The sequence below is a fragment of the Streptococcus sp. SP1 genome (assembly GCF_030440005.1).
GTDB classification, from domain to species: domain Bacteria; phylum Bacillota; class Bacilli; order Lactobacillales; family Streptococcaceae; genus Streptococcus; species Streptococcus parasanguinis.
In genome coordinates, this window is sequence record NZ_JAQFJJ010000003.1 from 18,997 (window position 1) to 40,610 (window position 21,614).

15 protein-coding genes are annotated in these 21,614 nt (G+C 44.3%); 3 read left to right on the forward strand and 12 right to left on the reverse strand.

Annotated features, from left to right (window positions below):
* Positions 1-1,287: a homoserine dehydrogenase gene (locus PCY07_RS02255; RefSeq protein ID WP_301556724.1), complete on the reverse strand. Its 1,287-nt coding sequence runs from the start codon at positions 1,285-1,287 to the stop codon at positions 1-3.
* 175 nt (positions 1,288-1,462) lie between these two features.
* On the opposite strand from PCY07_RS02255, the gene PCY07_RS02260 reads away from it, so the two are divergent.
* Positions 1,463-2,341, forward strand: a complete 879-nt coding sequence (locus PCY07_RS02260) for a polysaccharide deacetylase family protein (protein WP_301355968.1) — start codon at positions 1,463-1,465, stop codon at positions 2,339-2,341.
* A 115-nt stretch (positions 2,342-2,456) separates the two neighbouring features.
* On the opposite strand, the gene PCY07_RS02265 is transcribed toward PCY07_RS02260, so the two are convergent.
* The 3 genes from PCY07_RS02265 to PCY07_RS02275 form a co-directional block, all read right to left on the reverse strand.
* Positions 2,457-3,299: a CPBP family intramembrane glutamic endopeptidase gene (locus tag PCY07_RS02265; RefSeq protein WP_301355970.1), complete on the reverse strand. Its 843-nt coding sequence runs from the start codon at positions 3,297-3,299 to the stop codon at positions 2,457-2,459.
* A 49-nt stretch (positions 3,300-3,348) separates the two neighbouring features.
* Positions 3,349-3,921 (reverse strand): HD domain-containing protein, encoded by a 573-nt coding sequence (locus PCY07_RS02270; protein ID WP_301355972.1) that lies wholly within the window; start codon positions 3,919-3,921, stop codon positions 3,349-3,351.
* Between the two features lie 99 nt (positions 3,922-4,020).
* On the reverse strand, positions 4,021-4,590 hold the full coding sequence (locus PCY07_RS02275; RefSeq protein WP_013903748.1) for a TetR/AcrR family transcriptional regulator: 570 nt from the start codon (positions 4,588-4,590) through the stop codon (positions 4,021-4,023).
* Positions 4,591-4,719: 129 nt separating this feature from the next.
* Between PCY07_RS02275 and PCY07_RS02280 the strand changes: the two genes are divergently transcribed.
* Positions 4,720-5,562: a DegV family protein gene (locus tag PCY07_RS02280; RefSeq protein ID WP_301355974.1), complete on the forward strand. Its 843-nt coding sequence runs from the start codon at positions 4,720-4,722 to the stop codon at positions 5,560-5,562.
* Between the two features lie 193 nt (positions 5,563-5,755).
* Here the strand turns inward: PCY07_RS02280 and PCY07_RS02285 are convergent, their stop codons facing one another.
* Genes PCY07_RS02285 through PCY07_RS02300 form a run of 4 tightly spaced genes read right to left on the reverse strand, consistent with a single transcriptional unit; the run spans position 5,756 to position 12,926 of the window.
* Entirely contained in the window at positions 5,756-7,402 is a 1,647-nt protein-coding gene (locus tag PCY07_RS02285; RefSeq protein WP_301355975.1) for a hypothetical protein, read from the reverse strand.
* Entirely contained in the window at positions 7,392-8,135 is a 744-nt protein-coding gene (locus tag PCY07_RS02290) for an ABC transporter ATP-binding protein (RefSeq protein ID WP_003010968.1), read from the reverse strand. The genes PCY07_RS02285 and PCY07_RS02290 overlap by 11 nt, the downstream gene beginning before the upstream one ends.
* A 38-nt stretch (positions 8,136-8,173) precedes the next feature.
* Entirely contained in the window at positions 8,174-9,805 is a 1,632-nt protein-coding gene (locus tag PCY07_RS02295; protein ID WP_301355978.1) for a M20/M25/M40 family metallo-hydrolase, read from the reverse strand.
* Positions 9,806-9,827: 22 nt separating this feature from the next.
* Positions 9,828-12,926: a CocE/NonD family hydrolase gene (locus PCY07_RS02300; protein ID WP_301355980.1), complete on the reverse strand. Its 3,099-nt coding sequence runs from the start codon at positions 12,924-12,926 to the stop codon at positions 9,828-9,830.
* Between the two features lie 172 nt (positions 12,927-13,098).
* On the opposite strand from PCY07_RS02300, the gene PCY07_RS02305 reads away from it, so the two are divergent.
* On the forward strand, positions 13,099-14,580 hold the full coding sequence (locus PCY07_RS02305) for an alpha-amylase (RefSeq protein ID WP_301355982.1): 1,482 nt from the start codon (positions 13,099-13,101) through the stop codon (positions 14,578-14,580).
* A gap of 189 nt (positions 14,581-14,769) precedes the next feature.
* On the opposite strand, the gene trxA is transcribed toward PCY07_RS02305, so the two are convergent.
* The 4 genes from trxA to PCY07_RS02325 form a co-directional block, all read right to left on the reverse strand.
* Positions 14,770-15,084, reverse strand: a complete 315-nt coding sequence (gene trxA / locus PCY07_RS02310; RefSeq protein WP_003002728.1) for a thioredoxin — start codon at positions 15,082-15,084, stop codon at positions 14,770-14,772.
* 96 nt (positions 15,085-15,180) lie between these two features.
* On the reverse strand, positions 15,181-18,210 hold the full coding sequence (locus tag PCY07_RS02315; protein WP_301355985.1) for a CocE/NonD family hydrolase: 3,030 nt from the start codon (positions 18,208-18,210) through the stop codon (positions 15,181-15,183).
* Positions 18,211-18,329: 119 nt separating this feature from the next.
* A complete protein-coding gene (locus PCY07_RS02320) occupies positions 18,330-20,315 on the reverse strand; it encodes a peptide ABC transporter substrate-binding protein (RefSeq protein ID WP_301355987.1) in 1,986 nt (661 codons plus the stop codon).
* 123 nt (positions 20,316-20,438) lie between these two features.
* Positions 20,439-21,476 carry a M42 family metallopeptidase gene (locus tag PCY07_RS02325; RefSeq protein ID WP_301355988.1) on the reverse strand — a complete coding sequence of 346 codons (1,038 nt, stop codon included), beginning with the start codon at positions 21,474-21,476 and terminating at the stop codon, positions 20,439-20,441.
* Between the last annotated feature and the right edge of the window lie 138 nt (positions 21,477-21,614).

The following is a 21,614-nucleotide window of genomic DNA, read 5'->3' on the forward strand; positions in this document are numbered from 1 at the left end:
TTATTCTCCCAAGACTTTAAAGGTATTCAAGAGTTCGAAATTCGCCTCTGAATCCAATTTTTCAACCAGGTTCTTGAATTGGGTCTGGTTGACTTGGTGGGTAATGATGACGACACTTGCATAGTGACCATCTGAGTCTTCTTGGAGGATTTGCTTGAAGGAGGCTCCTTCTGCATTAAAGATCTCCGCAAGACGCAAGATTTGACCAGTCGCATCTGGTGCCTTGATTGAGAAGTAATAATTGTTCTTCACGTCTTCTGGTTTAGCCAATTGAAGAGGGCGACTGTATTCATTGAAGGCTTTACCGATTGTTCCTTCTTTTAGTCGACGGACAATGCGAACGAGGTCGGCTACGACACTTGTCGCAGTTGGTTTTTGACCAGCACCTGGTCCATAGTACATAGACTCACCAATACCGATGGATTCCACATAGACCGCATTCATGACATCATTCACTCCTGCGAGTGGATGTTGTTTTGGAAGGAAGGTTGGTGTTACTTCTGCTGCGATCCCTGACTCTGTTTCAACGATGGAGCCGACAAGCTTGATAACATATCCAAGGCTTTGAGCAACCGATACATCTTGAGGAGTGATCTGGCTGATTCCTTTGTGACCTACTTGGTCAAATTGGATATTCATCCCAAAGGCAAATTGACTCAAGATCACCATCTTGTAGGCAGCATCGATTCCTTCAACGTCGTTGGTTGGATCACTTTCAGCGTAACCAAGACGTTGCGCTTCTGCTAAAGCATCCTCATAAGTCCAGCCTTCTTCGACCATTTTGGTCATCATGAAGTTTGATGTTCCATTGACCACACCAAGCACTTTAGTCACCTTGTCTGAGGCCAAAGAATTCACCAAAGTGCGAAGGATTGGGATCCCACCAGCTACGGCAGCTTCATAATAAAGGGCCACTTTGTGTTTTTTAGCAATCTCTAGCAACTCGCTTCCATGAACGGCAAGAAGGTCTTTGTTAGCAGAGACCACGTGTTTGCCTGCTTCCAGCGCACGGGTGATAAAGGTCTTAGCTGGCTCGATACGACCCATCAATTCGACCACGATGGCAATGTCTTTGTCTTCAATGATCTCATCGACATTGGTCACAAAGTTGTAGTCATGACCCGCCGCTTGCAATTTTTCCTTTTCCGCATCATCTCGAACCAAGACCTTAGCGATCTCGATTTCATCTTGAGCTGCCTGGGTGATTTTTTCATGGTTTTCTTTTAATAAAAATGGTACGCCACTTGCAACAGTACCAAATCCTAGTAAGGCAATCTTAACAGACATCCTATTGACTCCTTGAATTTTCTATAGTAGCTCCATTATAACAAAAACTTAAGCGTTTGACAGCCAATTGCCTTAAAAATTCTGAATTTTCATGACAGGATCTGCCTGTAGCAAGTTCTGGAAAAGAACATAGAATTTGTGGTACAATAAAGAAAATGATGAAAACGGTGACACTATGAGTAAACGAAGAGTACCTAAAAAAATCAAAGCCCTACTTGGAATCAATGCCCTCCTCCTGGTCTGTATCTTTATTTGTAGCTTTCTTCTGATCAAACGGATCACTCAGCCGAGGGACGGGAATACCAGTGGCACTGCCGTGACGCGCTCGCTAGATGAACACAGTTCCTCTATCGAGTGGACTCGGGTGAAAAAGCCGGTCAAACTGCCCATCCTCATGTACCACTCCGTGCACAATATGGCCGAGTCCGAAGCTGCCAATGCCAATCTGATTGTCGATCCAGAGACCTTTGAAAGCCAACTAAAGGCCCTGAAAAAAGCGGGTTACTACACCCTGACACCTGAGGAAGCCTATCGCATCCTCGCCAAGAATGAAGTCCCAAAAGGAAAGAAATTTGTCTGGCTAACCTTTGATGATGGCGTCGAAGATTTCTATACTATCGTCTATCCGCTTCTCAAAAAATATAAGATGACCGCCACTAACAATATCATCACGGACTTTACACAAAAAGAAAAAGAAAATGTCCTGACCTTTGACCAAATCAAAGAGATGAAAAAATCTGGCTTGACCTTTGAAAGCCATACGGTTAATCATCCAGACCTAGCCAATTCCAGTCTTGAGACCCAAAAGAATGAGCTGGTCGCTTCTAAACGCCTGCTGGATAAGGTGCTGGATCAAAATACCAGCGTTATCGTCTACCCATCCGGTCGCTACAGCCAGGTCACGATCGATCAAGCCAAGAAAGCTGACTACAAACTAGGCCTCACCACTAAAAATGGACTCGCCAGTTCCGCTGATGGCCTCTACGCCCTCAAACGAGTTCGGATCCTTCCAACCACTACAGGAGAGGATCTCCTAGCCATGATCCAAGAATAAAGAAAGCCCCCTGTCTGAGATAGGGGGCTTTTGTTAGAGTTCCTTATAAAAAATTTTTTTAAATCGTTGATTCATAAACTGTAATAGGATTCAAAAATTCTTAAAAAGAGCTTCATCATTGATTCGCTATAGTCTTCGACTTTCTTTTATAAATGCTCAAAACAATTGCAAATGACAACAACTGCCAAAGAATAATTCTCACTATCTGCAAACTATCCACTTCAGAATTTGAGGCAACATGAACCAGATTTGAAGCAAGATTGTTGAAAAGATGATCTCCTAGTCCTAGCCACAAGGAACCTGTCATTTTGTAAAGTAAGGACCATTTGATGCTCATCATTCCCGCTAGGATAACATATCCAATCCCCATGGTAATAAGATTTAGGAGTGAAGATTCTCCTTGAAGATAATCTCTGAACGGCATTGCCAAGTGCCATATTCCAAATAGGAAGGCTATAAAGAATAGACTCTTACGGTAAGAAATCCCTTCAAGAATTTTGGTGAACAGGCCACGAAAAACTCCTTCTTCCATCCACACGTTTATCAGGTTAAATAAGATACTTAACATGATAAACAAGATGCCTGCTTGTGATCCTTTTTCGTTTGTTAAGGAAAAACCACTGGCATAAAACGATAAGTGAACATTGCCATGAAGAAACAAGAGAACAATACACTCAACTGTATATGCGAAGATGGAGCACACCAAACCAAAGAGCAGGCCATTTCCTATACCTCTTATTATTCCATTAGGTGTAAAACCAATATCTATCCATCTTAATTTGCTAATTGAAAGAATTCCCCACAATAAAAGTATTCCAAAAAGTTTGTGTAGAAAATTCTCCGATAAAAAAGTATCATCTGTCCTCATATAGAAGTATTCGAATAGCCTTGCTACTGAGCAGATAACAAATATAATTGAACAACTTAAAATAGGGCTTTTCAATAGTCTATTTAGCATATCTTCCTTTCAAATGAGTCTTTTATAAAAGTTCATTTCAATATTTTACTCAGTCCAATTCCTTCTCTAGTTCTTTTAGAAAGGTGATTAAAAATTGATGGCGACTTTCTGCCATTTGTTTGGCAGTCTCCGTGTTCATTTCATCTTTCAAGAGGAGCAACTTGTCATGGAAATGTTGGACAGTATCAGTGAGGGACCTCCCTTTGTGGCCACCATAGGAAAAAGTTCGCGCAATTCCTACAGCTCCTATCGCGTCCAGGCGGTCTGCATCCTGGACAATTTTGCCTTCTAAGGTTTCTGGATGTTTCCCACGATTTTTGCTGAAAGAAACAGCATTGATAACCCGACAAATCTGGTCGATTTGGTCTTGAGGAATACCGATCTCTTCTAGAAACATGCGAGCATTCGCATTATTATCTGTCTGAAACAATTTATCATCATCAGCATCGTGAAGAAGAGCTGACAAACCCACTATCTCCATATCACATGGACCTTCTGCTTGTACGATTCTCATAGCATTGGTATAAACGCGGAGGGTATGCTCCACATCATGGCCATCCGCTCGATCAGCAAATAAGGTTTTTACATACTGCTTAGCAGCTTGGATTCGTTCTTCGATCATCGTTCTTGTCCTTTGTTTAATCTCTGCTCAGTTTTATCTATTCATTTGAACTAGTTATGGAGATGTGCAGTTTACTTTAAAAACACCTCTCGGTGGTGTTTACTTTTTCTTTTGTGGAAAGAGGGGCAGACCAAGTGTCGCGATCTTCTCGGCGGGGATCTTCATGCCATCCTTGATCCATTTGGAGATGACAGAGACGATGGCGGAGCTCCAGAAGGAATTGAGGTAGCTGCCAGCGCCATTCGAGGAGCTGCCATTTCGTTTTTCTAAAAAATCATAGACTGCCTTGGTCAAGAGTCGCTCAAAATTATAATCAATGGCCAGGCTAATGATTTTGGCTTCTTTCTTGACTTCCTTAAAGAGATAGACCCAGACTTGGTAAAGGTCTGTCTTGAGATTGTAGCCATCTAAAGACTTGGTAATCTTTGCGATACTAGATTGAAAGATGGACTCTAGAATCTCTTCCTTGGAGTCATAATTACGGTAAAAGGCTGCTCGAGAGACACCCGCACGCTGAACCAGCTCAGAGATAGTGATCTTTTTCAGATCTTTTTTCTCCAACAATTGCAGGAGAGAGATTTCGATGGATTCTCGTGTAATCGCATTGTTTTCTTGGTTAAATCGTTTGAGATTTTCCAAGGATTTCTCGGATATTTTTCTTTCTGCCATAACATTTACTTTCTATCTGTCTCACCTGATGATATCTGCTTGGATAGCATTGTACTTCATGATATAATTGTAAAAGAAGACATACTACTTGTCAATGTACATTTTTATACAATTATGAGGTATGAACTGATGAAATGGAAAATTATTGCGGATTCAGGCTGTGACTACCGCTCTTTGGACAATCTGGCACCGGACACGGAGTTTGTCAGTGTCCCATTGACCATCCAAGTGGGGGATACCATCTATACAGATGATGCTCAGCTCAATATCGATCAGATGATGGAGGAGATGTATGCGACTACGACTGCTTCTAAGTCTGCCTGTCCGAGTCCGGATGACTACATGAAGTCTTTTGAAGGGGCTGAAAATATTGTCGTAGTCACCATCACTGGAACCCTTTCTGGTAGCTACAATAGTGCAGAGGTAGCTAAGAAAATTTATCTAGAAGAGCATCCGAATACCAATATCCACATCATTAATAGCTTATCAGCTGGGGGCGAGGTGGACCTAATCGTTCGCAAGCTCAATCAGTTGGTCGCTGAAGGCCTTGATTTTGATCAAGTAGTCGATGTGATCACGACCTACCAGTCTAAGACGAAGTTGCTCTTTGTTTTGGCCAAGGTTGATAATCTGGTAAAAAATGGGCGTCTCAGCAAATTGATCGGGACTGTTGTCGGGCTCCTCAATATCCGTATGGTTGGGGAAGCTAGTAAGACGGGTACTCTTGAGCTGCTTCAAAAAGCTCGGGGCCAAAAGAAAGCGATCAAGGCGGCTTTTGATGAATTGATCAAGGCGGGTTATGCAGGCGGTCATATCACCATCGCCCACCGCAACAATGAAAAATTTATCGAGCAATTCTCTGCATTGGTTCGAGAAAAATTTGCCCATGCAATGATTGAAGTCCTTCCTACTTCTGGACTTTGTAGTTTCTACGCCGAAGAAGGCGGCCTCCTCATGGGGTATGAAATTTAAGTTAGCACTAAAAAGAGGCTAGGACAAAAGTCCTAGCCTCTCAATTGTTTTTGGATTGTCGAGCAAGACGCAGTGGTTGAGTGGGCTCTACTACGCTGATTTCATCAGCTTTACAGCCCTACTCAACTGTGCGGAGGTGGGACGACGAAATCGAATTCTAACGAATTACCGATTTCTGTCCCACTCTCTCTTTTTATTCTCCGATCTCTTGGTAGAGGGTACGGATTTTTTTGCAGTAGATGGTATAGCTGATCCCAGCTCCAATCAGCAGTATGATACTATAAAGGATCACAGCCAGTAGGGTGTTGACGGAATGATAAGTCCAAATGAAGCTGATAATAATCAAGAGAAACATCACAAAGAGAAAGACAATCAAGAGAATAGACTGAAGAACTGCATTCCCACGATGGCGGGTCATCAACTCCGTGATATTGGTCCAATTGGTGCTAAAGTTCTGAAAATCTTTGACATAGTCTCGGATGCAAATCGGAATAGTCGTTACAACCCAGATCAGCAACATGGCTAGGATAGCCAAGGGATGGACGCCAAAATAGAGACAAACGCCAACTAGAAGAATGACAGGAAGGATGGATTGCACCAGATAGAGCAACCAAAACTTCATAAAGAGATAGCGTTTGAAATCAATAGGGAGGGATCTCAAGTACTCAAAGTTTTCGCGCTCTAGCGAAATACCGATACTGGTCAAGCCTCCAAAACTATTGAAAACACCGATCAAGATGGCAACAAGGGTTAGTGGCACCAGATACTGGGGCGTCAAGTAAGGACTGAGGCCTCCTATATTTTTCGATGCTCCTGCTGCTCCACTGAGGAGGAAAATATATGGCAGAATACTCATCATCAAGAGGACTTGCACCATAAGGGTTCCATCGCTCAAGAGTCTGCGATGATACTGAATGACAAATCGTCTAAAGGAGTCTTTCTGACCCACATGGAGCACTCTCACGCGTTCCTTAACGGTTTGGTTGGTCGCAACTGCAAGAGCTGCATCATAGAACTGTGGGATCACGATTTTGCGAACCAGGCCAATCAAGACCAGAAGGACTAGGATCCAGCCCAGAAGGCCAAGGATTGCTTCTCCATCAAAAGGATGGAGGATGAACTGATGAAAGGCCGTAAAAGGTGGAAATAGAATGGGAATATCTGCGCCCCCCGTCACTTCTACCCGATGGGTTTGGACTAGATTGAGATAGAGATAAGCTCCTAGACTCAGAAGAGAACCAATTCCGACCATGATGTTGGAGACCAGGGTCGTGTGTTTTTTGAAAAACAAGGTCTTGGTGATCAAATGAGCTAGTAATATCGTCGCTAAAAAGAGAACGCCTAAGAGAATTAAGGCACAAAAGAGGCCTAGCAGGATCCCTAACGGATTAAAGCCACCTGCTTGGACAGGGAGGATCAGAAAATAGCTGATCAAGGGAAGGATAGCCATGAGGAGGGTCAGGATGACCGAGATACTCTTTCCAGCAATGACTTCCGCATCTGAGAAAGCATAGGGCCGGTAAAACTGGAGGTCCTTGCTTTCATAAAAGACATTGTAAAAGCTCATAAAGCCTTGGGAAATGGTCATCAAGGAAAAAAGGGCGACCATATTGACAAAGAAGGCTGGTTGGTTGACAAAATCATAGATGCTAAAGAGCAAGCCAAATATGACGAAATAAACCAGGCCTAAAAAGAGATAGTTGAGCACCGATTTGCGGGCGACATTGAGTTTGACGTCCGGTTTTTTGGCCTGTTTGGCACGTAATTTTGCGATCTGAGCGGGCTGACTGGCATAGATGATATTGACATTGACCAGCTGCTGGATAATCTTAAGACGCATGATCGCCACCTTCTTCCTTCCGACCCGCTAGACTGAGATAGATACTTTCCAGACTTTGTTCGGGGTGCTGGCCCTTTAATTCCTCTATCGTCCCATAGAAAATGAGATTTCCCTTTTTGAGAATGGCGATTTTATCACAGAGTTGTTCGGCCACTTCTAAGACGTGAGTAGAGAAAATGACCGTCTTGCCGCGATCCGCATGCTGGCGCATCATTTGTTTTAAATCGTAAGAAGCTTGTGGATCCAAACCGGTCATCGGTTCGTCCAAGACCCAGATATCTGGATCTGACAAGAGTGCTGCAATGACGAAGACCTTCTGGCGCATCCCATGTGAAAAGGATTCAATCACTTCATAGCGGTGGCTCTGAAAATCAAAGATCCTAAGAAGCTCCTCTAAGCGTTGGTCACAGTCTTTCTGACTCATATCATAAGAGGTCGCAACCAACTCCCAGAATTCATTGGCTGTGAGGCGCAAGAAAAGATCTGGCGAATCTGCCACATAACCGATCTTCTTTTTGATCGCCAGTCGATGGCTATAGAGGTCCTGACCATCCACTTCAATTGATCCAGTGGTTGGGGTGATGACACTGACCAGGCTCTTAATAGTCGTTGACTTTCCAGCTCCGTTGTGACCAATCAAGCCGACAATTTGTCCATCTTCGATGGTCAGATCCAAGTGGTTGAGGGCAATGTGCCCATCGTAATCTTTGGTAACTCCGTGAAATGTAATCATGTTAACTCCCTAATTGATCCTCATTGGGACCGTTTTTCTTATTCTGTTGATAAGCGATCATCGAAATGGTAGAGCAATTCTAGCAGATAGTTTGGAATGGTCTCCAAGAAGTCTTCTTTGTAGACCCGCTCTCCTCGCTTATGCAATTCTTTGCCCCAAGGGCCTAGATTGACCGCTGGAACCTGAATTTGAGCAATTTTTTCCAGATCCAGATCATAGACCTGGGCTGGTGTGGCTAGGCTATCTAGGACGACTTGATAAGAGGCCACATCCTTTTCCAAGGCACAATAACTGGTGTCGTTAATCCCCATAAAGTATTCTTCGACTTTTAAGAGGTAACCTCTTGTGTCCAGATACTCGCGGTAATCAGTGATGAGGGACACAATATTGAAATCGGTATTGTCTAAAAAGCGACAATTCATGGAAGGATAATAGGGGGGCGCAAAACCGATGACCACCATAGGATCCTTATCTCCGAGAAACTCAAGGAGTCGCTGGATTTGCTGAATCGCAAGGCTCTGGTAGCTGGTCCCATTACGAAAATCTTGCTCCGCTTTTTTATTAGAAGCTTCTCTATAGTCTTGGTAGCCCTCTAAGGCTTGGCAACGTTCCTCTAGTTCTTGATAGGTGATGACTCTTGGCCTTGCAATCATATGGTCTTGGCCAGCCTGATCCTGCAAGTGCTCGTACTTCTTGTAAAAGGCGTCCAAGGCCTCCTGACTAAGCTCATAGATCCTTTGCAAGAGCTCTTGGGGTGTTTTCTTCAAATGCAATACACTGAAATAACCAGCCGCATAAAGTACGGTCGATACATCGTACTGCTCCTTCAAATCTCTAAGATAGGACCAAGAAGGAAGAGGAGACGTTTCTCCCAAGGCCTGATCAGCCAGATCGGGATGAAGATCTAGCTGACTTGCGATGGCTACTAAGAGCGACAAGGCATTGATCCCTTTAAGGGGCTCCTTCATATGGGACAAGACGCCTTGCGCCACAACGACTGGCATGAGTTTGCCGACTGTGCCAATGTGAAGGACCTTTTCTTTTCCTACTTCCGATTCAAAGGGTTCTGAATCCACTGCTAATACATAATTCAGATCAAACTTTTCCTGCAAATCTGTGAGGAGGCCCAAAGCTCCCCGCATCCCACGTGAATAGGATTCCTCGTCTCCAACAGAGAGATAGAGCAGATTGACCTGACCTTCTGTAGGATTTGCTGCATAGGCTTCTAGAACCCCCAATTGAAGGGCTAGGGCTGCTTTCATATCGCAAGACCCTCTGCCAAATTTCCACTCCCCAGAAGCTAAATCTTCCTGCATATCAGGTCGACTGTCCAGTCCTTTCAAGGCTTCTGCTACTTGATCAGAATCGAGTGCGATTTCCGACAAGTTTCCATAGTCTTCTAAATCGACTGTATCATGGTGGTGGAAAAGGATAACTGTTTTTTTCTTGCCCTTATCAACCAAGGCCCAATTGACCGACCGATGCAAGTGATCCTGTGGCACCTGATAGCGCCCAAAATGGTCCGGATGTTCCTTGAAATAGGGGATCTGGGCAATCCGTTGATCCAGGTAGGCTTCGATCCCTTGCTCAGTCTCAGTATTGGTGAAGCTCGGAATCGCCAAGGCTTCGGTAAAAATCGTTTCGATGCTCTCTCTATTGGTGGTTTTCACTTTTCTCCGTCCTTCTTTTCTATTATTCATCTTTGTGAGCTTTGCCAAGTGACAACAGGCTGGTGAGCATGAGTCCTAGGAAGCCAAAGAGAGTCCAAGGGCTTGTTGCTTGACCTGTTTTTGGAAGGCTTGGTTGGCTTGACGCTTCTATTTTATCTTTATCAGCTCTTTGAGCCAATTCTTGTGCAGTTTCTTCTTTTTGTTCCTTACGGAAGTCCATCAGATCCCGACCGTGGCTTGGTTTTTGAGGAATTTCAGAAGCAGCTGGATTGGTTGGAGTCATTGGATTACTTGGAACAATTGGTTTTTCTGCTTGATCTACTGGACTTGGGTCTTGTTCAGGATCTACTTTTGGTTGAATGGTTGCAATTGGTAAGATCCGATCTGCCAATGACGCATACTCTGTATCTTTTTCACTCGGTTGATAACGGAACAAGAGTGACCGACTGTTTTCTACGATTGGAATTGTTGCAGAAATAGAATCTGTCTTGAAGGTCACTTCATAAGGATCTGCAAAATAGATGTAATCCGGATCATAGGTGTGCAAACTCAAAACCAGTCGATGGCCTTTTTTCACTGTATAGAGATTTGGTTGCAGATACATGGTGTAATCATGATATTCATTTTCTTTCAGATCTATAGAATGACTAGAACTTGCTGAGTCATAGCGAGATGCTGGATTAGCTAAATTCATCCAACCACGCGCAATCACCACACTCTTAACCTTGTGGGTCTTGTAACGTTTGAGAGGCAAGGTTTCAAGGTTGCTACCATTCCAGTAGCCTGTCTCATCGATGGTTTCCTTGTCTAATGTGCGTGTGCTATAACCGTCTTTATCATAGGTGATTTCTTCTTTGACCACATCAAAGTCTTCGTCTGAAACATCCATCAGGGTCGCACTGACATGGGCATGGTTTTTGTCTCCCTTGACAAATGCGGCGCTAAAATGTACAGGAATATGGCCTTTGATGGTGACATCTTGATCAACTGGTGCTGCATAGGAAGCCGCTACTTCTGAGGAATGGAAGGCCGCATCTTGGTTGCGTGTGGTCCAGTTATTTCCCGTACCATAGTAATCCCCAGTCACTGTCACATCCTCCCGTTTGGAATAAATTCGAGCGGAGATGGCATTGTTGGTATCCCATTTATCAAAACGACGCCATTTACTTGGATCTAAATTGTCCTGAGCTGTTACTTGTGGAAGGTTTTCAATCCCATTTTCAATACCATAGAGGTAATGGCTATACCAGAGATTCATCAGGTCATTAAAGGCTCGACCTGCGACTTCGGTTCCTGACCAACGAGTAGATGGATAAACGTGATTGCCCTGGTGGAGCAAGACCTTGGCATCGATCCCCGCCTTTTTATAGGCTTCTAACATGAGTTCAAAATGTTTGGGTTTGACATTGTCATCATTGAGACCTTGAATGATGAGAGGAGCCGCTTTCAAGTTGGCTGCGTTTAGCGTGTAGTCGCGTTTGGCATATTCTTCGTTGTAATTATGACCATCCTTGTGTTGGAGCTCATTAAGCTTGGTGATATAGGCTGCATAGTAATCCTTGACCTTATCCCAATCTTCCTTATCAAGGATTCGGCCTGAGGTATAGACAGATAGCCAAGATAGGTCATTGGAAGCTCCTGTATCCAGAGGAGATCCTTGGCTGTTGAAATGGTCGTACCAACTAGCAATCCCTGCAGCCGGCACAATGGTCTTGAGACCTTCAACACCAGTAGAAGCCACACCAAATGTTGTCGTACCTGCCCAAGACAAACCTGTCATGGCGACGTTTCCGTTGGACCAGTCTGCCTTGACTTCATGGTTACTAGTCTTATCTGAGTAGGCTTTGCGTTTGCCATTGAGCCACTCCACGATATTTTTGTATGCTGCAACTTCAAGGTCAGAGCCGGTCGTATTGATCCCGTCTGATCCTTTTGAGCCCAAGCCACTGCTGGTCACCACTGCATAACCACGGACTAAGAAATAATTGTACCAGTTGAGATTTTCGTAATCATAATGCGTATAGTCTTCAGAGCTTTCACGCGGATTGACATAGTACCAATCCTTTGGATTGGTCGCCTTGGCCACTTCCTCAGTCGTAACGGTCTTGGTTGCTTGGCGTTTGGCAGGTTTTTCATAGAGCTTGGCCATATCGAAGTTTCCACCTTCTTTGAGACCAATTCCCTCTAAGGTACGCTCTTCTGTTGTTCCTGTTACATAAGGACTAGCTTCAAAAATGGTCGCAGCTTTATAGTCCCCATTGACAGCAGCTTTTGGCACCTGCACAAAAGTCTTAACCAAGTCAGGCTTGCCGTCGCCATCCGTATCATAATCGGTTTCCACATAGACAATATAGCGAACGATGTCACTCTTGTCATAGGAGTAATGCTCCGGATCGTCTCCTGGCGTAAATGGGAAAATAGGTTGTGCTTTGCCATTCAAAAACAGAGGAGTCTTCTTGTCTGCGCGGTAAGCAGCACGGAGCTGTTTGGCTACATCAACCATCGAAGTAAGATTAGTAACTGGAGCAGAACCCTCCACTCCTTCCTTGACCATCCCCAAGCTCTTAGCAAAAGCTAATCGGTCTTTATCAGTAGATCCGACTTGGTTTTCCTTGGTCGAAGCCCAGTTCAAGAGTTGATTGACTGCCTCCGTCACCGTAACTTCTTTTTCACGATCCTGGTCGGTTACAGTCGCACCAGTAATTTTAGCCAAATCCCCTTGGGTTACTTTTGGAGTCGCACTCACCTCTTGACTGCGAACGGCAGGCGTCGCAGGCGCAGGGCTTGACTGATTGGCTAGAGTGGACTCAACAGTTGGGGCGCTCACTACCGCTGGACTTGATGCAGGTTCTTCCTGTAGCTCAGTTGTCGGAGCGGTTGGTGAAGTGGTTGGTCGGTTAGTTTCTGAAACCTCTTCCACTTTAGCAGGCTGAACGGTTTCTTTGTTGTCTCCTTGTGTTGAGGTCACTGTTTCAGTAACTTCAGAGCTTGTCGCTGGAGGAGTCACCGTCTCCTCAGTAGTTGTGCGACTTACTTGGTCTGCTTGCACATGCTGGGCAAGTACGGCAGGACTAATCAGTAAACCTGCAACGAGTAGAGAAACAAGAGTTGTTTTTTTCATAAAATGGTCTCCTTTCACCATTTTCAAAGTCAGTCCTAGCGGAGCCCGACTCTATTATTTTATATTCTCACTTCATTTCTTTCATGTATGCGATTTCTTTTTCAGGAAGGGCTTGTTTCCAGTGCAAACGTTTGTCCTATCCAACTATTTTTGGTAAAATAAGGACATTCACATGAAAGAAGAAATAAAAATGGAAAATCAAACCTTAATGCAATATTTTGAGTGGTATTTGCCTGCTGATGGGAACCACTGGACGCGTCTTGCTGAAGATGCGCAACACCTAGCAGACTTGGGTATTCGCAAGGTCTGGATGCCGCCTGCCTTTAAAGCTACTTCTAACAATGACGTTGGTTACGGGGTCTATGACCTCTTTGATTTGGGCGAGTTTGACCAAAAAGGAACGGTTCGTACCAAATATGGCTTCAAAGACGATTATCTTCAAGCCATTCAAGCCCTCAAAGATGCTGGGATTCAACCAATGGCCGATGTCGTACTCAACCATAAAGCTGCCGCTGATGGCTTAGAGGAATTCGAGGTCGTTGAGGTCGATCCGATGGATCGAAACAAGGTTCTCACTGAGCCCTTCACCATTCAAGGATGGACCAAATTCACCTTTGATGGCCGAAATGGCGCCTATAATGACTTCCACTGGCATTGGTACCACTTCACCGGCACTGACTACGATGCTTCACGTAATAAGAATGGGATCTACCAAATCCAAGGGGACAACAAAGGTTGGGCCCATGGAGATCTGGTAGACAAGGAAAACGGAAACTACGATTACCTCATGTACGCCGATATCGATTTCAAACATCCCGAGGTTGTAGAAAATCTCGACCAATGGGCTGAATGGTTTATCGAAACGACAGGGGTTGAGGGATTCCGTCTGGATGCAGTCAAACACATTGACTCCTTCTTTATGAAGAATTTCATCCACAATATCACCAAAAAATATGGTGAAGATTTCTACGTTTTTGGCGAATTTTGGAATGGGGACACAGAAACCAACGATGAGTACTTGGAAAGCATTGACTACTTGTATGACTTGATCGATGTAGCCCTCCACCAAAATCTCTTCCGAGCTAGTCAAGAGGGTGAAAATTTCGACCTTCGAACTATTTTTGACGGAACACTAGCACTCAATCATCCTGAAGAAGCCGTAACCTTTGTGGACAACCATGATACCCAACGAGGGCAAGCCTTGGAATCTACCATTGAAGAATGGTTTAAGCCTGCAGCCTATGCCTTGATCTTACTTCGTAAAGCTGGTTTGCCTTGTGTCTTCTATGGAGACTACTACGGTATCAAGGGCAAATTTGCGCAAGAAAGTTTCCAAGAGGTCCTCGATCGTCTCTTATGGGTTCGTAAAGATCTGGCCTACGGGGAACAAACGGACTACTTCGATGATCCTAATTGCATCGGTTGGACACGTTCAGGTACAGAAGAATCAGCACCAATCGCCTGCTTGGTTTCGAATAACCAAGTTGCTACAAAAGTCATGGAGATCGGATCATCCTACGCAGGCCTCACCTACTGTGATGTCCTAGAAAATTGTAGCGAAACTGTCCAAGTTCAAGAAGACGGTACTGCTGAATTCCCAGTGGCAGAGCGCTCCGTCAGCGTCTGGGTAGCCCAAGATACAGAGGGCCAATAACCTTTATATATGATTTTCTCCTAGGATCTACATCTTCCTAGGAGAATTTTTTTCCTGTAAAAATTTTATAGGAAATACAGCTTCATTTTAGCACTATAAGAAAGCGCTGTCAATGGGTAGCGCGTCTATTTGAAAGAAATAAAGAGCATAAAAAAGCTCGTTTTCCAGTTTGGAAAACGAGTCTTCTTTTTAGCTCAATTCTGCAATGATTTCTTTCAATTGCGCTTTCGTATGAACTCCAGCAACTTGTTTGACAACTTGTCCATCTTTTTTAAAGAGAAGAGTTGGGATTGACATAATACCGAATTGACGTGCTGTATTTGGATTTTCATCTACATCCATCTTACAGATTTTCAAATCATCTTCATGTACTTCTTCTGCCAACTGATCCAAAATTGGAGCTTGCATGCGGCATGGACCACACCAAGTTGCCCAAAAGTCAATCAAGACAAGTCCTTGGCTGGTTTCTTGTTCAAAAGTTGCATCTGTGATTACGTGTGCCATATTTCCTCCTTTTTCAGTAGTGACTACTGATCTGCATTTCTACTTTTATTTTACACTAAATGATGCCATTTTAGAAATATTTGCTACGGGGACTCCTTAGGCATCTTCTCTCTTTTTGCGCCAAAAGATGAGACTAGAAGCTGTAAGGCTGATCACACCGAAGAGACCCAGAGCATGATCTTCGCTCCCTGTTTGAGGAAGCATATGGTCTGCTTGTTCTCCTCCGATTACAAGAGTTGCAGCTTTAGGATCTTCTGCCAATCCTTGTGAAACAAATTGATGTCCATAGGATACAGCTAGTGTAAGATGAGGTTGCTCTTGTCTTGCTGATCCTGTTTGCATCTGTTCTTCTATTTCAGGAACAGTTTGGTTTGGTTGGACAAAATGTTCTGGACTTGGAAGTGTATATTCTTCCTTGTAGTGGACTTCTGGAGCGACTAGAGCAGCTCCTTCTATTTCTGGCAAGTTCGCATAGTCTGTATCTGTTGCACTTGGTACATAGGATGCCTTTTGGGCGCGGGTCTTTTCGACAATTGGAATCGCTGCCTGGATAGAATCTGTCTTGAAGGTCACTTCATAAGGATGCTCCACCGTTAAATCAGATGGGTCATAGGTGTTAAAGACTAGGGCTAACTTGTGACCTTTCTTAACTGTATAGAGATTTGGTTGGAGATAAACGGTGTAATCATGGTATTCCCCAACTTTTGGCTCAATGCTAGCGCGTGAGCTTGCTGAATCGTAGCCAGACTCAGGGTTCGCAAGGTTGATCCAGCCTTTCGCAATCACCTTGTACTTGGTCTTGATGGTTTCGTATTCGGCAACAGATAGGTTGCTTAAATTGCTTCCCATCCAGAAACCGTCTGCTGTTTTATCTTGCTTGACGCTACCATTTCCTACCACGTCAAAGTCCTCATCTGCCACGTCAACCAAGAGGGCGTTGATTTGGAAATTCTTTCCTTGACCTTTGGCAAGAGCTGCCTTGAAATGAACGGGGATGTGGCCCTTGATCGTAGTGTCCTCAGTAACATCAGAAACGAAGGTCAGATTGGCCTTAGAGGAGGCTTTGCTGACTGTTTCATTACGGTTAGCGATCTCAACACCTGCAGCCGCATAATCGCTAGAAATGGTTTCTTCTAGCCGTTTCGAGCTTGCATTCAAGAAGAGACGTTGACTGCTCTTCCAGTTATCATAGCTGGTCCACTTGCTTGGATCATAGTTGTTTTGAGCTAGAACCGCTGGCAAGCTTTCGACGTGATTGTCCACTCCGTAGAGGTAATGGGTCAGCCAGGTATTGAGCAGGTCATAAAAGTCCTGACCATTGGCGGTGATGCCGTATCCCCGTGACATAGCCGCTGGATAGACGTGATCTCCTTGGTGAAGATAGAGCTTGACATCTTGTCCTGCTTTCTTGAGGGCATCGTACATGAGTTCAAAGTGTTTGGTCTTGACATTGTCATCATTCAAGCCATGGACGATCAGGGCGCTGGTCTTGAGATTTTCTGGATGAAGGGTATAATCCCGCTCCTTCCAGACATCGCTGTAGTTACGATCATGGGCGTACTGGTCCTTGTTCAGTTGGTTGATGTAGTTAGAATAGTTTTGCCAAATACCTGCCCAGTCGTCTTGGTCCAGCATCCGTGTGCTAACGTAAAGGGAGAGCCATGAAAGGTCACTATAAGGTGCATTACCAAACTGGGTACCTTGGCTATTGAAATAATCATACCATGAGGCGATTCCTGCTGCCGGAACGATGGTCTTTAGGCCTTCTACGCCTGTCGCTGCCACACCAAAGGTCGTGGTTCCAGCCCAGGAGAGACCTGTCATAGCGACATTGCCTGTTGCCCAGTCTGCCTTGATTTCAACATTGCTAGTCTTATCGGTGTAGGCCTTGCGTTTGCCATTAACCCATTCGATGATATTCTTAAAGGCATTGATTTCGAGATCGGATCCCGTCGTGTTAAATCCTTCTGATCCCTTGGTACCAAGTCCAGCACTGGAGATAAAGGCATAGCCTCTGACCAAGAAATAGTCGTACCAGTTGAGATCTTCGTAGTCATAGATATACTCGTAGGGACTGTAGTAATACCAATCCGATGCCTTGGCTTTTTTGGCTGCTTCTACTGTTGTTTCACTGCTTACTGGCTGTCTCTTTGCAGGTTTGCTGTGCAGTTTCTTCATATCATAGCTACCGTCCGTTGGAAGGCCCAGACTTTCAAGAGTGACGTAGTTTTCATCAAGTGTCCCCGCTACGTAAGGGCGCGCTTCGAGAATAGTGGCTGCCTTAAAATCGCCTTGCGCAACTGCTTTTGGTAGTTGAACAATGGCTTTGACTAAGTCAGGCTTGCCATCTGCGTCGGTGTCGTAGTCCGTTTCGACATAGACAGGGAAGCGTACAATTTGGCTGTCTTCATATTTGTAGTCTTGGTCTTCTTTTTCTCCCGTCGTATAAGGGAAAATCGGCTGGGCACGACCATTTAAAAAGAGCGGACTTTTCTTTTCAGCCCGGTAGGCATCGTAGAGTTTCTTAGCTGTTTCATACATCTTGGCCAATTCTGGCTGACTAACCTTACGAGTCAGATCATCAGATTTTTCAATCAAGCCTAAACTCTTGGCAAAGCGTTCGCGATCTGCTTGGCTTTGGCCCAATTGGCTAGGATCTGTTGCTGCCCATTGAAGTAAGCCATTAACAGCATCCTGGACCGTCAACTCTTTAGAGGCCTGATCCGCTGCAAGGGTGCTACCTGTGACCTTTGCTAAATCCTGACTTGTTGCCGGACCTTCTGAAGGAGGAGCAGATTGAGGTGCAGCTTCCCTGTTGGTTGCTGCTGGACTTGCCACTGGGACCGTAGGCTCACTTTGTGCTACACTGTCTTCTCTTGCGTGGGCCGCTTGATTGGCAACTGCCGCCCGATCCAGCGATCCCTCACTCGAGCTTGCTCCTTCTTCACTAGTGGCAGTACTGGTGTCACTTGCTGTCGGTATTGCTTCAGTAGATGGAGCATGGACCACTTCTGTCGATGGGGCTAACTCTTCCGTTTGCTCGTCTGCTGCTGCTACTTGATGCAAGACCATCGGCGCGATCAGTAAGCTCGATGCGACAATGGAAACCATTGTTTTCTTTTTCATGTCAATCTCCTCACTTTTTGTAATCAACACTCCTATTATACTATGTAAGCGTTTTTAGATCAAATAGATATTCAAATAATCCCACAAAAAACCGAGGCATCAGCCTCGGTTATCGATTCTTATTTGACGTGTTTCTTAAGATCTTCTTGTGCTTTTTTGTTTGACTCTGCTTGTTCTTTTTGCCATTTTTCAAGGGCTTTGTTGTAGTCAGCAGTTGTCACAGCTTTATCTTGGAGTTTCATTCCTTTGTAGATCACGTGGTCTTTTCCTTTACCACCAGTCCATGCAAATGGAGCTGAGAATGGTTCGATACGTGTCAAGAATGGACGTCCTGTTGATGAAGAAGTTGGCATCACAAGGGCACTATCAGTCAACCAAGCTTGTGCAGCCGCATATTTTTCATAGCGTTTGTTGACGTCTTGTGTTTCTGCACCAGCATCTTTGATCATCTTTTCAAAGTCGTACAGACCAACTTTTTTAGCTGCTTCATTGTTTTCACTTGGGTCAAATCCAAGGAAAGTCTTAGTATTTTCACCAGATGAAGCTTTCAAGATATCCATGTAAGTTGATGGGTCTTGGTAGTCAGGGCTCCATCCAACATTATCAGAGAGATCCCAGTCTTCGCCGGCCGCATTTGGCGCAAAGAGGGTCACATTTTGAAGATCTTCTTTCGAAAGCATTTGGATATCGATGACGATATTTTCTTTACCAAGTGCTTCTTCAACTGATTGTTTGAATGATTGTACCCGTTGAACTCTTGATGGTGTGGTTTGGTCTACAGGCATATCGATGTGAATTGGGAATTTCACACCTTCTGCTTCCAAGGCAGTCTTCGCTTTTGCAAACTCTTCCTTCGCTTTCTTAGCATCGAAGAGACCATTTTGACCATCGTCTAGTTTAGTAGATTTCCACTCATCTCCGTAGGTATCCAATTGAGTTTTCACCATTTCACCAAAGGTCTTACCATCAGCTTGGACAAATGTTGGTGGAATGTAGAGGTTACGGATGATCTTGCTTGCTCCGTCTTTTCCGTTTAATTGAGCAGCATACGCTTCACGGTTGAAGGCAAAGCTGATCGCTTGACGGAAGTCCTTGTTCAAGAGAGCTTTCTTAGTAGATTGTTTTTCTTCATCGGTCTTCTTAGCTGTGTGTTTGTAGGATTGACGGTCGATGTTGGTACCAATAACATAAGAAGCAGCATCTTGAGGAGTGTAGGTGATTTCGTCTTTGAATTCTTTGGCTTGCTCTGAGTAACCAGATCCAGTTGGGAAGAGTTTTGCCAAGCTAAGAGCATTTTCACCGAATGATTTGGCCAATTTACTTTGGTCTTGTCCATCGTAGAATTCCAATTTCACATCTGAGATGTAGACCTTGTCTTTATCCCAGTAGTTTTCATTCTTGGTCATTTCGATAGAAGATTTTGAAGTAAAGCTCTTCAAGATGTAAGGACCATTGTAAAGAAGGGAGCTGGTGTCACTTGCTTGAGCGAATTTATCCCCTTTTGATTTCACGAATTTTTCGTTGACAGGGAAAGTGATCCCAAGAGTCAATTTAGAGTTCCAGTAAGATTCTGGTTGGTTCAAAGTGATTTGAAGGGTATGATCATCAACTGCTTTTACTCCTACAGCTGAGAAATCTTTATTTTTACCACTGACGTAGTCATTCAAGCCTTTGATAGAATCTTGGATGATGTAGAGCATTTCTGATTTGTTATCAGCCGCATATTTGATCCCTGTGATGAAATCTTTAGCTGTTACATCCGCATACTCTTCGCCTTCTGAATCATACCATTTAGCATCATCACGAAGTTTATAAGTATAAGTCAAGCCATCTTGCGAAACTGTCCAGTCTTTTGCAAGAGATGGAATCAAGTTACCGTATTTGTCATTTTCAAACAAACCATCAATCAAGTTTCCTGTGATATCGTGGGTTGCTGCTTTACCAGATGTGATATAGTTTAGGTTTTCTGGCTCCGTCTCATAGACATATGAGAATTTTTGACCGTTGCTTGAGCTAGATGATTTAGAACCACCCGAACAAGCGGCTAGGATACCTGCTGAAAGGAGGGCAACTCCCGCAAGTGCAATGACATTTCTTTTTTTCATGTAAAACTCCTTAAGAAATTTTAAGTTTATTTTAAGATTATACCACAATGATTTTCAGAAGAAAAGGAATTTTCAGAAAATTTTAGTTTATGAAAAAACTACTCCTAAGAGTAGTTCCAATTTTTAATCTACTAAGTCGCTCTTGAGGTAGGCATCGACCATGCGCTCTGTTGCGACTACAGAATCCAAGTGAGTCCGCTCATATGAGTGGCTAGATTCGATCCCTGCTCCAAGAAGAGCATGTTTGACTTCTGCTCCTGCGCTCATGGCTGCAGAGGCATCTGATCCATAGAAAGGATAGATGTCCAACTTATAAGGGATTTCTTGGGCTTTTGCCAAGGCTACCAAATGCTGACGGAACTCGTAGTGATAGGGTCCTGAAGCGTCTTTGACACAGATGGATACCGTGTATTCATCCGTTGCTTGGTCATCTCCCATAGCCCCCATGTCCACTGCCAAGTATTCGACCACTTCCGCCGGAATACTAGAATTAGCCCCATGCCCCACTTCTTCAAAGACTGAAAAGGCAAAGGTGGTCGTTACTGGCAATTGGATCTGTTCTTCCTTGTACACGCGCAGAAGATTCAAGAGAATCGCTGCACTCACCTTGTCATCTAAGTGGCGAGATTTGATAAAGCCAGTATCTGTCACAATGGTCCGGGGATCAAAGCTGACAAAATCACCCACTTCAATGCCAAGGGCACGGGTTTCTTTTTCATTGGTCACTTTTTCATCCAGACGGACTTCCATATTGTCCTGGGTCCGCTCGACAGTTCCAGCATCCTTGTAGACATGGCAAGAAGTCTGATGGACCAAAATTGTCCCCGAATGGGTCTTTCCTGTATTGGCTACATGGACTGTACAATTTTCCCCTTCAATCATATTCCAAGGGAAACCACCGATACGGTCTAGCTTGAGGCGACCATCTGCTTTCACAGCGCGGACAATAGCCCCCAAGGTATCCACATGGGCTGTGACGTAGCGTTGCTTGTCTGTGATTACACCAGGAACGGTCACATTCACGCCTCCCTTAGCAGTCCGAGTCACTTCATACCCAAAGCCTTCAATGGTTTTGACCAAGTAGTCTGCGATCTCACGTGTATAACCGGTCGGTGAAGGAATGGCTGTCAATTCCTGCAAATAAGTCACTGTCTGATTCATAATGCCTCCAAATGTGTTTTTCTTTATTCTAGCATGAAATAGGTGGAATAGCTAGAGGAGAGATTACAGGTTAGCGTTTTTCAACTCTTCCCGTACTTGCATTAGGAGAAAGCCAGAGTTCTATTTATATTTTCAACA